The 13,879-nt window shown below is 69.3% G+C and carries 15 protein-coding genes; 5 read left to right on the forward strand and 10 right to left on the reverse strand.

Going from position 1 to position 13,879, the window contains the following annotated elements:
• Positions 1 to 91 precede the first annotated feature (91 nt).
• Both trxA and ACLJQF_RS48105 read left to right on the forward strand, forming a co-directional pair.
• Positions 92 to 415 carry a thioredoxin gene (gene trxA / locus ACLJQF_RS48100; RefSeq protein WP_003082899.1) on the forward strand — a complete coding sequence of 108 codons (324 nt, stop codon included), beginning with the start codon at positions 92 to 94 and terminating at the stop codon, positions 413 to 415.
• A gap of 280 nt (positions 416 to 695) precedes the next feature.
• A complete protein-coding gene (locus tag ACLJQF_RS48105; RefSeq protein ID WP_410617340.1) occupies positions 696 to 1,847 on the forward strand; it encodes an N-acetylmuramoyl-L-alanine amidase in 1,152 nt (383 codons plus the stop codon).
• 211 nt (positions 1,848 to 2,058) lie between these two features.
• Here the strand turns inward: ACLJQF_RS48105 and ACLJQF_RS48110 are convergent, their stop codons facing one another.
• A complete protein-coding gene (locus tag ACLJQF_RS48110) occupies positions 2,059 to 2,703 on the reverse strand; it encodes a GNAT family N-acetyltransferase (RefSeq protein WP_013231060.1) in 645 nt (214 codons plus the stop codon).
• Positions 2,704 to 2,917: 214 nt separating this feature from the next.
• On the opposite strand from ACLJQF_RS48110, the gene ACLJQF_RS48115 reads away from it, so the two are divergent.
• Positions 2,918 to 4,237 carry a PLP-dependent aminotransferase family protein gene (locus ACLJQF_RS48115; protein WP_410617342.1) on the forward strand — a complete coding sequence of 440 codons (1,320 nt, stop codon included), beginning with the start codon at positions 2,918 to 2,920 and terminating at the stop codon, positions 4,235 to 4,237.
• A 28-nt stretch (positions 4,238 to 4,265) separates the two neighbouring features.
• The gene (locus tag ACLJQF_RS48120) at positions 4,266 to 5,210 is read left to right on the forward strand and encodes a D-alanine--D-alanine ligase (RefSeq protein ID WP_410617344.1); all 945 of its coding nucleotides are present in this window, start codon (positions 4,266 to 4,268) and stop codon (positions 5,208 to 5,210) included.
• A gap of 122 nt (positions 5,211 to 5,332) precedes the next feature.
• On the opposite strand, the gene ACLJQF_RS48125 is transcribed toward ACLJQF_RS48120, so the two are convergent.
• The 9 genes from ACLJQF_RS48125 to rpmH all read right to left on the reverse strand — a co-directional run bounded on the left by ACLJQF_RS48125 (position 5,333) and on the right by rpmH (position 11,445).
• A complete protein-coding gene (locus ACLJQF_RS48125; protein WP_410617345.1) occupies positions 5,333 to 6,334 on the reverse strand; it encodes a ParB/RepB/Spo0J family partition protein in 1,002 nt (333 codons plus the stop codon).
• Entirely contained in the window at positions 6,331 to 7,254 is a 924-nt protein-coding gene (locus ACLJQF_RS48130) for a ParA family protein (protein WP_410617346.1), read from the reverse strand. The genes ACLJQF_RS48125 and ACLJQF_RS48130 overlap by 4 nt, the downstream gene beginning before the upstream one ends.
• A gap of 77 nt (positions 7,255 to 7,331) precedes the next feature.
• Entirely contained in the window at positions 7,332 to 8,015 is a 684-nt protein-coding gene (rsmG, locus tag ACLJQF_RS48135) for a 16S rRNA (guanine(527)-N(7))-methyltransferase RsmG (protein WP_410617347.1), read from the reverse strand.
• 144 nt (positions 8,016 to 8,159) lie between these two features.
• Positions 8,160 to 8,696, reverse strand: a complete 537-nt coding sequence (locus tag ACLJQF_RS48140) for a DUF6886 family protein (RefSeq protein ID WP_410617348.1) — start codon at positions 8,694 to 8,696, stop codon at positions 8,160 to 8,162.
• A 62-nt stretch (positions 8,697 to 8,758) separates the two neighbouring features.
• Positions 8,759 to 9,313, reverse strand: a complete 555-nt coding sequence (locus tag ACLJQF_RS48145) for a protein jag (RefSeq protein ID WP_410617349.1) — start codon at positions 9,311 to 9,313, stop codon at positions 8,759 to 8,761.
• 30 nt (positions 9,314 to 9,343) lie between these two features.
• Entirely contained in the window at positions 9,344 to 10,483 is a 1,140-nt protein-coding gene (yidC, locus tag ACLJQF_RS48150; RefSeq protein WP_410617350.1) for a membrane protein insertase YidC, read from the reverse strand.
• 5 nt (positions 10,484 to 10,488) lie between these two features.
• Positions 10,489 to 10,824 (reverse strand): membrane protein insertion efficiency factor YidD, encoded by a 336-nt coding sequence (yidD, locus tag ACLJQF_RS48155; protein ID WP_410617351.1) that lies wholly within the window; start codon positions 10,822 to 10,824, stop codon positions 10,489 to 10,491.
• A gap of 5 nt (positions 10,825 to 10,829) precedes the next feature.
• Positions 10,830 to 11,282 carry a ribonuclease P protein component gene (gene rnpA, locus ACLJQF_RS48160; RefSeq protein ID WP_410617352.1) on the reverse strand — a complete coding sequence of 151 codons (453 nt, stop codon included), beginning with the start codon at positions 11,280 to 11,282 and terminating at the stop codon, positions 10,830 to 10,832.
• A 19-nt stretch (positions 11,283 to 11,301) separates the two neighbouring features.
• Positions 11,302 to 11,445: a 50S ribosomal protein L34 gene (rpmH, locus tag ACLJQF_RS48165; RefSeq protein ID WP_013231070.1), complete on the reverse strand. Its 144-nt coding sequence runs from the start codon at positions 11,443 to 11,445 to the stop codon at positions 11,302 to 11,304.
• A 602-nt stretch (positions 11,446 to 12,047) separates the two neighbouring features.
• Between rpmH and dnaA the strand changes: the two genes are divergently transcribed.
• The gene (gene dnaA, locus ACLJQF_RS48170; protein WP_410617353.1) at positions 12,048 to 13,667 is read left to right on the forward strand and encodes a chromosomal replication initiator protein DnaA; all 1,620 of its coding nucleotides are present in this window, start codon (positions 12,048 to 12,050) and stop codon (positions 13,665 to 13,667) included.
• The last annotated feature ends 212 nt before the right edge of the window (positions 13,668 to 13,879 follow it).

The raw sequence follows: 13,879 nt of genomic DNA on the forward strand, positions 1-13,879 counted from the left end.
ACGCGCACGAGGCAGCCGAGCTCGTCGGCGGCGGCTACGGCGCAGGCACCAACTGACTTACCGGCTTCCAACCACCCCTGAAGGAGAAACCATGGCCAACACCGTCAAGGTGACCGACGCGACGTTCGTCGACGAGGTTCTGACCAGCGAGAAGCCGGTCCTCGTCGACTTCTGGGCCACCTGGTGCGGCCCGTGCAAGATGGTCGCCCCGGTGCTCGAGGAGATCGCGGCCGAGAACGGCGAGAAGCTGACCATCGCCAAGATCGACATCGACGAGAACCCGAACACGCCGCGTGACTACCAGGTGATGTCCATCCCGACGCTGATCCTGTTCCAGGGCGGCAAGCCGGTGAAGCAGATCGTGGGCGCGAAGCCGAAGGCCGCGCTGCTGTCGGACCTCGCCGACGTCCTCTGAACCGAGCAAGCCCGGCGAACCCGGGGCCTGCGGGAATCCTCCTGCGGGTCCCGGGTTCGTCGTCGTTCGGGGGAATCTGCCCAATGTGGATGAATCGAGCGTGACGGCAGCCACCGTGGGTACTCCACTAACGGGTCCTTGACGTACCTACCGGGCCTACGCTGTCACCCAGAGTTGGCAAGGCACAATAGAGGACCTGGGCTCGTCCCAGCGAAGGTTTTCGAAGTCCTGCCACGCACCGAGCCCCCGAATCGGTGCCTTAGGAAAGAGCGAGGAGTGCATGCGGGTACTCCGCCGCGGTGACGCCGGTCCGGACGTCGCCGAGATCAGGTCCATCCTGGCCGGGATGGACCTGCTCCCGCCGGTCACCGGTACCGACGACGACTACGACACGTTCGACGTCGCCGTCGAGCACGCCGTCCGTGCCTTCCAGCAGCGTCGTGGGCTGATGACCGACGGCATCGTGGGTCCGGCGACGTTCCAGGCGCTCAAGGGCGCCAGCTACCACCTGGGCAGCCGCCCGCTGTCGTACATGATCGCCTCTCCCGTCCACGGCGACGACGTCTTCACGCTGCAGGAGCGGCTCACCGAGCTCGGTTTCGACGCCGGCCGCCCCGACGGCTACTTCGGCCCGGCGACCGAGCGCGCGCTCAAGACGTTCCAGCGCGACATGCGCCTGACGCCGGACGGCATGTGCGGCCCGGCGACCATCCGCGAGCTGCACCGCCTGTCCTCGCCGCGGGCCCGGGGCGGGCGCCCCGTGTTCCTGCGCGAGCAGGAGCAGGTGCGCCAGGCCGGTCCCCGTCTGCGCGGCAAGCGCATCGTGATCGACCCGGGCCACGGCGGCGACGACCTCGGCGTGGTCGCGGGCGGCCTGCGTGAGGCCGACATCGCGTGGGACCTGGCCCGCCGGCTGGAAGGCCGGATGAAGGCCACCGGCATGGAGGCGCTGATCTCCCGCGGCCCGAACCACAGCCCCACCGAGCTGGAGCGCGCCAGGTTCGCCAACGACGCGGGCGCCGACCTGTTCCTCTCGCTGCACAGCGACAAGAACGCGTCGCCGCGCGCGCAGGGTGTCGCGAGCTTCCACTTCGGCAACGGCAACGGCACCACGTCCACCGTGGGCGAGCTGCTGGCCGGCTTCATCCAGCGCGAGGTCGCGGCCCGCACGGGCCTGCAGGACAACCGCACGCACTACAAGTCGTGGGACATCTTCACCCGCACCCGCTGCCCGGCGGTCCGGATCGAGATCGGCTACCTGACGAACCCGGACGACGCCCGCAAGCTCGGCGACCCGGGGTTCCGCGACATCGTCGCGGAGGGCATCCTGATCGCCGTCAAGCGCCTGTATCTGCTCGGCGAGGGCGACCAGCCGACGGGAACGTTCACGTTCGCGGACGTCCTGGCGCACGAGCTCGCCAAGGCTGAGTAGGGCCGACCACAACCCCTAGCGGGTCCCCTTCACCTGCCCCACCACCCCTGGGGACGCACGCCGTGCGTCCCCAGGTTTTCGGGCAGTTCTCCACAGCTTGTCCACCGCTCCTATCAGCGCTCTGTGGATAACTCGGCACTTCTTCCACAGTTGTGCACACCGGTGTTCCGGGCATGCCGAAGCACAGGCGCAAGCGTTTGCGGGTGGGGAATCAGGCGCGGCCGAGGCTCGGCTCGGCGGTGGTGATCGTCACCTGGCCGAGCAGCCGCTCCAGGGCCGCCTCGACGTCTTCCTTCCAGGTGATCGCCGAACGCAGCTCGAGGCGCAGCCGGGGCCACTTCTGGTGCGGGCGGACCGTCTTGAAGCCCACGCTCTGCAGGAAGGCCGCCGGCAGCACGCAGCTGTGGCCGCCGTCCGGATCCGCCTCGTCGGGGCGAGCGTCGCCGAACGCCTCGATGGCGCGGACGCCGCGCTTGGTCAGGTCCTTGGCGACCGCCTGGACGAGCATCCGGCCGAGACCGCCGCCGCGGAACTCCGGCAGCACCTGGAACGCGGTCAGCAGGACGGCGTCCGCGCTCGGCGGCGACGTCGGGAAGGCCAGTGCGCGGGGGACGGCGTTCGGCGGGGCGTACAGCACGAATCCGACCGGCAGCGTGTCGCTGTAGACGATGCGGCCGCAGGAACCCCATTCGAGCAGCACGCTCGAAACCCAGGCTTCCTTCTCGACCTCGGTCGCGCCGAACTCCTCGGCCTGGTGCTTCAAGTGCGGGGCAAGCTCCCAGTACACGCACCGGCGACAGCTCTTCGGCAGGTGCTCCAGGTTGTCCAGTGTGACGCCCACGACGCGACGCGACACCCGCGACCTCCCTGAACTGCACGCGCTCCCGACCGGCTGCCCGTTCGTCAAGCCGCGCGAGATCCACGGCACGAACACGGAGCCATGGTCGAGGATAGGCCGATGTGACGAGCACCGAAAGGTCAGGGGGTCCTGATGGGTGCCCGGTTACACTCGATGGGATCTACAGCTCCCGCGGGAGTGACCGTGTCCACCGAGCCCCGGGTGAACGTCGATGACCGAGAACCGCCCCAGCAAGCCGCACAGCGGCCGCCAGAACCTCGACCCGCACCTGGAGCGGTACGCCGCCCGCACCGCGGGGATGACCGCCTCCGAGATCCGGGCGCTGTTCGCGGTGGCCAGCCGGCCCGAGGTGGTTTCGCTGGCCGGCGGCATGCCGAACTTGGCGGCGCTCCCGCTCGACACGCTGTCGGCGCAGGTGGCCGAGATCATCGCCGAAGACGGCTTGGTGGCGCTGCAGTACGGCTCGGCGCACGGCGTCCCGGTGCTGCGTGAGCAGATCTGCGAAATCATGGCCCTGGAGGGCATCAAGGCGCACCCGGACGACGTCGTGGTGACCGTCGGCTCGCAGATGGGCCTGGACATGGTCACGCGGCTGTTCTGCGACCCGGGTGACGTCGTGATCGCCGAAGGCCCGTCGTACGTCGGCGCGCTGGGCTCGTTCGCCGCTTACCAGGCGCAGGTCGTGCACGTCGAGATGGACGACCGCGGCTTGGTGCCTTCGTTGCTCCGGGAAGCGCTCGACCGGACGGAGAAGGCCGGCCGCCGGGTGAAGTTCCTCTACACGATCCCGAACTTCCACAACCCCGCCGGCGTCACGCTGGCCGTCGAGCGCCGCGCGGAGATCCTGGAGATCTGCCGCGAGCACGGCGTCCTGGTCGTCGAAGACAACCCGTACGGGTTGCTCGGCTTCGACGGGCAGACGTACCCGGCGCTGCGGTCGACCGATCCCGACAACGTCGTGTACCTCGGCTCGTTCTCCAAGACGTTCGCCTCCGGCCTGCGCGTCGGCTGGGTGCTGGCGCCGCACGCGGTGCGCGAGAAGCTCGTGCTCGCCGCGGAGTCGGCGACGCTGTGCCCGCCGACGTTCAACCAGATGATCGTGTCGCGCTACCTGGCCACGCACGACTGGAAGGGCCAGATCAAGAAGTTCCGCGAGAACTACCGCGAGCGGCGTGACGCGATCCTGTCCGCGCTCGACCAGTACCTGCCCCCGGGCTGCTCGTGGACCAAGCCGGACGGCGGCTTCTACGTCTGGGTGACCGTGCCGGAAGGCGTCGACACCAAGGCGATGCTGCCGCGCGCGGTGACCGCCCGGGTGGCGTACGCGTCCGGCACCGGCTTCTACGCCGACGGGTTCGGCAGCCGCCAGATGCGGCTGTCGTACTGCTACCCGACGCCGGAGCGCATCCGTGAGGGCGTGCGACGGCTGGCGGCGGTGCTGGAGTCCGAAATGGACCTCGCCCGCACCTTCGGTAACGTGGGCCCGCGCCGGATCCAGGGACCGCAGAACCCGTCCCCGGACACGCTCTGATTTCTGTTTAGGCTAAGGAGTTTCCACGGTGGTCGACCGTACCGTTGCCGTGCTCGCCGGCGGGCTTTCGCACGAACGCGACGTCTCGCTGAGGTCCGGGCGACGGCTGTCCGCGGCGTTGAAGTCCGAGAGCTTCGGGATCGAGGAATGGGACACCGACGGCGGACTGCTGGAGCGGCTGCGCACGCAGCACCCGGACGCGGTGGTCGTCGCGCTGCACGGCGGCGAGGGCGAGAACGGCTCGGTGCAGACGGTGCTGGAGATGCTGGGCGTGCCGTTCGTCGGCACCGGCTCCCAGGGCTGCCGCCGCGCGTGGGACAAGCCGACCGCGAAGGCGCTCATCGAGAACGCCGGCTTCACCACCCCGGGCTGGGTCGTGCTGCCGCACAGCACGTTCCGCGAGCTTGGCGCCCAGGCGGTGCTCGACGCGATGGTGGAGACGCTCGGCCTGCCGCTGATCCTCAAGCCGGACCAGGGCGGCTCCGCGCTCGGCACACAGGTGGTGCGCGAGGCGGCGGAACTGCCGGCGGCGATGGTGGGCTGCTTCGCCTACGGGGACACCGTCCTCGCCGAGCGGTTCGTGGACGGCGTCGAGGTGGCCGTGACGGTCATCGAGGGCGAGGACGGCCCCGAGGCCCTGCCCGCGGTCGAGATCGTCCCGGAGAGCGGCGTGTACGACTACACGGCCCGCTACACGGCCGGCCTGACCGACTTCTTCACCCCGGCCCGGCTCGACGACGCCGCGGCCAAGGCGGTGGCCGAGCTGGCCGTCGCCGCGCACCGCGTACTCGGGCTGCGCGACATCTCCCGGACCGACGCGGTCGTGATGGCGGACGGCACGGTCCACTTCCTGGAAGTGAACCCGTCGCCCGGCCTCACCGAGACGTCGACGGTTCCGATGGCGATCGAGGCGGCGGGCAAGTCGCTCGGCACGGTGTTCGCCGAACTGATCGCGCGGGCGATTTCTCGCTGACTCCGGACACGCGAAAGGCCACTACGGATCTCCGTGGTGGCCTTTTTCGTGTGATCACCAAGCGTGTCCGTCGCGGCTGCAATGAGCAATCATCACCGTGACGAAACACCCTGGGGTGATCCCTAATCGGTTTTCGGTGTCTGATTCATCCCATTCGCATCGATGATCGCGACGATTCGTTCGAGGTCGTCGACCGAGCCGAACTCGAGCGTGATCCGGCCCTTCCGGCGGCCGAGGTCGACCTTCACGCGGGTGTCGAAGCGGTCCGAAAGCCGGTTCGCGAGTTCCTGCAACCCCGGCGCCTGGATCGGCTTGCGCGGCGCGGGCTTCGGCTTGGCCGGCTTCTCGCTCTTCTTGAGCGTGACGGCTTCCTCGGTCGCTCGGACCGACATGCCCTCCGCGATGATGCGCGCGGCGAGCTCCTCCTGGCTCTCGGCGTCCTCCAGCGACAGCAACGCGCGCGCGTGCCCGGCGGATAGGACGCCCGCGGCCACCCGGCGCTGTACCGGCAGGGGGAGTTTGAGGAGCCGGATCGTGTTGGTGATGACCGGGCGGCTGCGGCCGATCCGGCTCGCCAGCTCCTCGTGGGTGACCGCGAACTCGTCGAGCAGTTGCTGGTACGCCGCCGCCTCTTCGAGCGGGTTCAGCTGGACGCGGTGGATGTTCTCCAGGAGCGCGTCGCGCAGCATCGACTCGTCGGCGGTCTGCCGGACGATGGCCGGGATCGCCTCGAGCTCCGCCTGCTGGGAAGCGCGCAGCCGCCGCTCGCCCATGACGAGCTCGTACTCGTCGTTCCCGAGCTCCCGGACGACGATGGGCTGCATGAGCCCGAACGCGCGGATCGAGTGCTCGAGTTCGGAGAGCGCCTCTTCGTCGAAGACCTGGCGCGGCTGCTTCGGGTTCGGCTTGATCGAGCCGACGGGGATCTCGCGGTAGACCGCGCCGGCGACCTCGCCACTGTGCTGCTTCGCCTGACCGTTGGCCGCGAACCAGCCCTTGTCCTCGGCCGCCTTCTTGTCCGCCGCCGTCTGGTCGCCGGGTGCGGGCAGGGGACCACCGCCGGTGGGTCCGGTCGGGATCAGGGCGGCGAGGCCGCGCCCCAGCCCTCCTCGACGCTCGGTCATGTCGAACTACCCTTCTCCATCTGTGCGCCGCGCTCGGCGATCTCCTTGGCCGCGTCGACGTAGCTCAGCGCGCCGCGCGAACCGGGATCGTAGGCGAGCACGGTCTGGCCGTACCCGGGCGCCTCGGACACCTTCACGCTGCGGGGGATGACCGTCTTCAGCACGGTGTCGCCGAAGTGGTTCCGCACCTCGTTCGTCACCTGGTCGGCCAGCTTGGTCCGGCCGTCGTACATGGTGAGCAGGATCGTCGAGACGCGGAGTTCGCGGTTGAGGTGCTGCTGCACGAGCTCGATGTTGCTCAGCAGCTGCCCGAGACCTTCCAACGCGTAGTACTCGCACTGGATGGGGATCAGCACCTCCTGCGCGGCGACCATCGCGTTGACCGTCAGCAGACCCAGCGACGGCGGGCAGTCGATGAGGACGTAGTCGACGCCGATCTCGTCGAGGATCTCCGAGGAGATGGCCTCCTTGAGCCGGGACTCGCGGGACGCCATCGAGACGAGCTCGATCTCGGCGCCGGCGAGGTCGATCGTCGCGGGGACGCAGAAGAGGTTGGGGGACTGCTCGGTCGGCTGGGCCGCCTCCGCGAGCGTCACCTCGCCGATGAGCACCTCGTAGATGGAGGGCGTTCCGGACCGGTGGTCGACGTCGAGCGCGGTGCTCGCGTTGCCCTGCGGGTCGAGGTCGACGACGAGCGTCTTGAGCCCGTGGACCGCGAGGGCGGCCGCGAGGTTGACCGTGCTGGTGGTCTTGCCGACGCCGCCCTTCTGGTTGGCGACGGTCATCACGCGACGACGACCAGGGCGGGGGAGCGTCCTTTCCGGGTGCAGCAGACGAGCGGCGCGGGCGGCTTCTTCGGCGATCGGCGTCCAGCCCACGTCGTGGCTGGTCTCCGTGGAGTCGGACGGCGGGGGATTCACCGGTCTCGACACCTCCTCCATCTAGACGTCTGGTCGGTGGTCGAGTCGCTTCGTTTCACGTGGAACATCGCGGCCCGTTAGCGCTTCTTGCTCCGCGCCTTCGGCTTGGTGGCCGACGGCAGGCGACGGATCTTCACGACCGTGCTGGGGACCTCGAGGACCGCCGCACCACACTCGACGATGAGGGGATCGGCCCCGCCGGCCTTGCGGATGGCGGCACCGTCCCGCTCGATCTCGTCCGCCGCGCTGGCGCCCTTGAGGGCGACCAGGAAGCCATCGGGACGGACCAGCGGCAGGCACCAGTCCGCGAGACGAGCAAGCGGGGCGACCGCGCGAGCGGTGACGATGTCGGCGCCACCGACCTGCTCACGCACAGGCTGCTCCTCCGCGCGTCCACGGACGATGGTGATCGGGAGTTCCAGCTTCTCGGCCACCTCGGCCAGCCAGGCCACCCGGCGGGCCATCGGTTCGAGCAAGACGATATCGAGGTCCGGTCGCGCGATCGCCAGCGGTACACCCGGAAGCCCCGCGCCGGACCCGACGTCGACAACGCGGGCGCCCGGAGCCATCTGCTCGCCGATCACCGCCGAGTTGAGCACGTGCCGTTCCCACAGCCGCTCGACTTCCCGCGGACCGATCAGCCCTCGCTCGACCCCATGCCGCTCCAGGAGTTCGACGTACCCGGCCGCTTGGTCGACGTGCTCACCGAACACTCGCTCCGCCGCGGCCCGCACCGCGCCCGCGGCCTCGTCCAAGCTCACTCCGTCTACTCCTCGTCCGCCGGTTTCACGTGAAACCGCGCTCGTTCGATTGTCCCCGATGAGCCGGAGAAAACGAGCCGACAGTCCGCAGATGTGGACAACTCCACTCAGCCGGCCGCCGAGGCGGCCGTTCCACGTGAAACATCACGCGTGTAATTCGCCCGGCCGCGGCACCGCGTTGCCCATCCGGATCGCACTGAAGCCCAGCGAGCTCGCCGCGGCAGCATCGACGAACGCCCACAGGTTCGGCAGCACGCGTAGCTCGATTCCCGCCGACGCGTGAAGCGCGAGCAGATCGCCGACCGGCTCCGGCGGAGCAAGGGGGAGCACCGGCTGCGTCGACACCATCGCGTGCGCGTGCTCACCGAACGCCCGGAACGAGCTCGCCGCGAACCGGTACGCGTACAGCCGGACCGATTGCATCGCCGGGAGCCAGCTGTACTCGATCGCGTGGACCCGGTGCGAACCGAGCCGCACGCGGTCCGCCGCTGACGTCTCCGACGTCACCCACGCCAGCACCCGGGGGCACCGCCGGGGGAACCAGTAATCCGGCGCCCGCGCCGCGTCGACCGCCCAGACGTACGCCTCCGGTTGTTGCGCCGTCGCGGCGACGTGCGGCTCGAAGCGGGCGATCGTTGGATCCTCCGAGAAGTGGAGGACCTCACCGGGCACCGGACGCATGGGTACAAAGAAGCGGCCCCACCTGACCGAGTCAAGTGGGGCCGCTCTCGCAGAACCGGGTCTCAGGACTCCGGGAAGATCACCACGCGCCGCTTCGGGTCTTCGCCTTCGCTCTCGCTCATGACGCCCTCGACCGTCGCCACCGCGTCGTGGACGACCTTGCGCTCGAACGGGCTCATCGGCTGCAGCCGCACGCGCTCGCCGCTCTTCAGCGCCGACTCCGCCGTCGAGCGGCCGAGCTCCTTGAGCTCCTCGCGGCGGTCCGCCCGCCAGCCCGCGATGTCCAGCATCAGGCGGCTGCGGGAGCCCGTCTCCTGCTGGACCGCCAGGCGGGTCAGCTCCTGCAGCGCCTCGAGCACCGTGCCGCGCGGGCCGACGAGCTTCTCGAGGTCCTCGCCGCCGTCGATGCTCACGATCGCGCGGCCGGCTTCCACGTCGAGGTCGATGTCACCGTCGTAGTCGAGCAGGTCCAGCAGGCGCTCGAGGTAGTCGCCGGCGATGTCGCCCTCTTGCACGAGGACGTCGTCGCCACCCCCGGCCTTCTGCTCGCCCGCTTCTCCGTCAGCCGGGGTCACGTCATCCTGATCGGCGTCGATCGTGTCGATCGTCTCCGACATCATTCGTCTCCTCTCCGAACCGGTCGCGCCTCAGCGGCGCTTCCGGCCCGACTTCCTGGTCGAGTCTTTGAGCAGGCCCGGCACTCCGGTGCCGTTCTCCTGCGAGCCGTTCTGGCCGTTCGTGTCGGCCGGGGGCTGGTCCGCCGCCGTGGCGGCCTCCGCGGCCTTGGCCGCGGCCGCCTCCGCCGGCGTGGTCTGCGCGAAGCCGTGGGCCGAGCCGGCCTTCGTGACCTTCTTCTGGGAGCCGGTCTGCGCGGGCTGGTTCTTCTTCTGCTGGACCGGCTTCTGACCGACCTTCGGCGCGGTCGGCTTCTGGCCCGGCTTCGGCCCGAGCGTCGCGCGCTTCTCGGCGGCCTCCGCCTTGCGGGCCGCCTCTTCCTTGTCGATCTTCGTGTAGACGAGGCGCTGCTGCATCAGGGTCCAGCCGTTGTTCGCCAGCCAGTAGAAGAGGAGGCCGAGCGGGAACAGGGCACCGAAGACGAGGACACCGAGCGGGAAGATGTACATCGTCAGCTTGTTCATGATCGCGGTCTGCGGGGTGGCCGACGCGGCGTTCTGGCGGGCCACCGAGTGCCGGGCGGTGAGGTGCGTGGCGATCGACGCGACGATCATCAGGGGCAGCGCGACCGGGAGGACACCCCACTGGAAGCCCACGTTCGCGGCGCCACCGCTGACGACGCCGACACCGTTGTAGACGGCTTCGCCGAGGTTGACGCCGAAGAGCTTCGCGTTGACGTAGGACTGGACGTCGTGCTGGGTGAAGAAGTAGTTCTCGGTCTTCGGGCCACCGCCGGGCGGCGGCATGGTGAACGCACGCAGGACGTGGTTCAGGCCGATGAACACCGGAATCTGAAGCAGCATCGGCAGGCAGCTGCCCAGCGGGTTGACGCCGTGCTCCTTCTGGAGCTTCTGCATCTCCGCGGCTTGGCGCTGCCGGTCGCTCGCGTACTTCTTCTGGATCTTCTTCATCTCCGGCGCGAAGTCCTGCATCTTCTTCATCGACCGGACCTGGTTCACGAACGGCTTGAACATGATGCCGCGCACGGTGAACGTCAGGAAGATGATGCCGAGGATCCACGCGACGGCCGAGGCTTCCCCGAAGACCAGCCCGAAGACCTTGTGCCAACACCAGAGGATGAAGGAAACGGGGTAGTAGATGAAATCGAGCACTGCTGCTACTCCTCGATCGGTGTATCAGGTCGTCGGTGGCGCCACGAAAACGTCTCGGGCACGGGGTCGCGGCCGGGCGGCGTCCAGGGGCCGCAGCGCAGCAGCCGGCGCAGCGCGAGGTAGGAGCCGCGGCCGGCACCGTGCCGGGTGAGGGCTTCGACTGCGTACGCGCTGCAGCTCGGGTAGAACCGGCAAGCCGGTGGGAGGAAGGGCGAAATCGCCTTGCGGTAGAGCTTGATGGGGAGCAACAGGACCCAGGCGACCGGGCCGGGCCGCGGGGGCTCGGCAGCATCGTCATCGAGGTGGTCGTGCTCGTGGTCGTGCTCGGGGGTGGCTCGCATGCCGGTCACACCGCTGATCCGTGGTCGGGGGCCGCGTCCGCGGGACGCGTCGGGCTGGGGACATCCCCGGCCGGACGGCGCGACGACAGAAGCCCCAGCCGACGCAGCGCAGCATCGAGATCGGACCCGAGCTCGGCGCTGGAAGCGGTCGACGACGGCGGCAATGCCCGTACGACCAACGCAGTGCCGGCGGGCAGTGTTCCGAGCCTGGCCGAAACGAGATGCCGCAACCGCCGGCTGACGCGATGGCGGACCACCGAGTTGCCGACGGCCTTGCTCACCACAAAACCCGCCCTGGCCGCCGACGGCACAGTCTTGGACTGCACAGCATCGGCGGCCGCGGACGGGTCCGTGGTCAGGGCGTGGACGACGAGGCGGCGCCTGCCTGCCTTGGACCCGCGACGGAGAACCACGCGGAAATCCTCACTCCGCCGCAGGCGTGCGGCAGCCGGCAGCACAGCGCGCCTCGGCCGGCGATCAGGCGGACAGCGCGCCGCGGCCCTTGCGACGGCGGGCCGCCAGGATGGCCCGGCCGGCGCGGGTCCGCATGCGCAGCCGGAACCCGTGGGTCTTCGCGCGGCGGCGGTTGTTCGGCTGGAAGGTGCGCTTACCCTTGCTCACTGCTTCTCCTGTGTCTCGCGGTTGTCGTGTCCCCACCCGGCCCGGGAAGAATCTCTTCCCCCACCTGGCGTGTCGTGCGGGCGCACGGCAGTCTCTGGTGTCTCCTACCAACGTGTGGCCTCGTCACGACGAGCGACGACAACGTGGGCACGCGAAACGCACCCGTCGCATACGGGAGACCTTACGAGGGTACGCACCCCCACCGGGCGCCCGGTAAGCACCCCCTCGGCCACGGTACGCGACCGGGCGGCGACCTCCGGGAGCCCGACGCCGAGGCACCGAATGGCCACGCGCGGTGCACCGTGAAATGCTTGCCGCCCAGGATGCCTTGTGGCCGCGAGCGGGGCTTGTTAGCGTGCCTCTCTCGGGTCACCGGTCGAGGTGCACGAGTATCCGGGTGGTGGAGTGCCCACCGGCGTACGACGAGCCCGTAGCCGGCGTCGCCGCGGCTCGCCGTACATTAGTGCACAGCTGTGGACAACTATGTGGATATTCGCTGTGCCGGTGCGCGGGCAGGCCTCCTGTGATCGCCGGGTGGAGTGACCAGGCGTTCCGTGAGCGGATCCGCCGTCCACGCCGACGAGGGGAGGGGAGCCAGACAGGTGTCGGATCACCAGCACAATCTGGGTGTCATCTGGGAACAGGTGGTACGCGAACTGTCCGACGGGACCCTGTCCCCCCAGCAGCGCGCCTGGATGCGCGTGACCCGTCCCATCGGCCTGCTCGACGGCACCGCCCTCCTGGCCGCGCCCAGTGACTTCGCGAAGGAAGCGATCGAACGCGGGCTGCGCGGCGCGATCACCGACGCGCTCTCCCGGCGGCTCGGCCGCGTCATCTCGCTCGCGGTGAAGGTCGACAACACCGAGGCGATCGCCCCGGCCCCCGCACCGCGCTACGCACCGTCACCCGGTCGGGTGGAAAACGGCGCGAGCCTCGAAGCCGCACCGCCGCTGGCCCCCCACGGCGCACCGATGATGCCACCGCCGCGTCCCGCCGAACCGGCGCCGTCGATGCCGATGCCGGCGCGCCAGGCCGTCACGCCGAAGCCGGACGACGGCGACGACACCGACGAAGAAGTCGACGAAGAGGGCGAGGCGCTCGCCGCGGTCCACGAGATCTGGCCGACGTTCTCGGGCCAGCCGATCGCCGGCCAGCCGTACACCGCGCCGGCGCAGCCGCAGACGTCGAAGACGAAGCTGAACGAGAAGTACACCTTCGACACGTTCGTCATCGGCGCGTCCAACCGCTTCGCGCACGCGGCCGCGGTCGCCGTCGCCGAAGCGCCCGCCCGTGCGTACAACCCCCTCTTCATCTGGGGCGAGTCCGGGCTCGGCAAAACGCACCTGCTGCACGCGGTCGGCCACTACGCGCAACGGCTCTTCCCCGGCATGCGCGTCCGGTACGTCTCGACCGAAGAGTTCACGAACGACTTCATCAACTCTCTGCGCGACGACCGCAAGGTCGCCTTCCAGCGGCGCTACCGCGACATCGACATCCTGCTCGTCGACGACATCCAGTTCCTGGAGGGCAAGGAAGGGACGCAGGAAGAGTTCTTCCACACCTTCAACACCCTCCACAACGCGAACAAGCAGATCGTCGTCAGCTCCGACCGCCCGCCCAAGCGCCTCGAAACGCTGGAGGACCGGCTGCGGACGCGGTTCGAGTGGGGCCTGATCACCGACATCCAGCCGCCCGAGCTCGAGACGCGCATCGCGATCCTCCGCAAGAAGGCGGCGCAGGATCGGCTCGCTGTGCCGGGTGACGTCCTGGAGTTCATCGCCTCGCGGGTCGAGGCGAACATCCGGGAACTGGAAGGCGCGCTGATCCGGGTCACCGCGTTCGCGTCGCTGAACCAGCAGCCGGTCGACAGCGCGCTCGCCGAGATCGTGCTGCGCGACCTCATCCCCGATTCCCACGCCCCGGAGATCACCGCGCCGACCATCATGGGCGTCATCTCCGAATTCTTCGACGTGACGCTGGACGACCTCTGCGGTCCCGGCAAGACGAAGGCGCTCGCCACGTCCCGGCAGATCGCGATGTACCTCTGCCGCGAGCTGACCGACATGTCGCTGCCGAAGATCGGGCAGACGTTCGGCGGCCGCGACCACACGACGGTCATGCACGCGGACAAGAAGATCCGCAAGGAGATGGCCGAGCGCCGGCGGATCTACGACCAGGTGCAGGAGCTGACGTCGCGCATCAAGCAGCGCGCCCGCCAGTAGCACATCCCTTATCTCCCAACGACTTCGGGGCGTCCGCACACAGTGGACGCCCCGAAGTCGTCTTTGGAGTACCCGAAGCGCGCGTACACGGCGAAGCAGCGAAGCCGTGTACGCGCGCTTCGCAAACTCGCGAAAATTGTTTGTACACAAGGGGTTTTCCCCACCGTGTGGGCAGTTTGCCCACAGTGCCAACGGGTCTCTCACCAGCGACG

It is taken from the genome of Amycolatopsis sp. lyj-109 (genome assembly GCF_046548995.1).
Lineage (GTDB): Bacteria > Actinomycetota > Actinomycetes > Mycobacteriales > Pseudonocardiaceae > Amycolatopsis.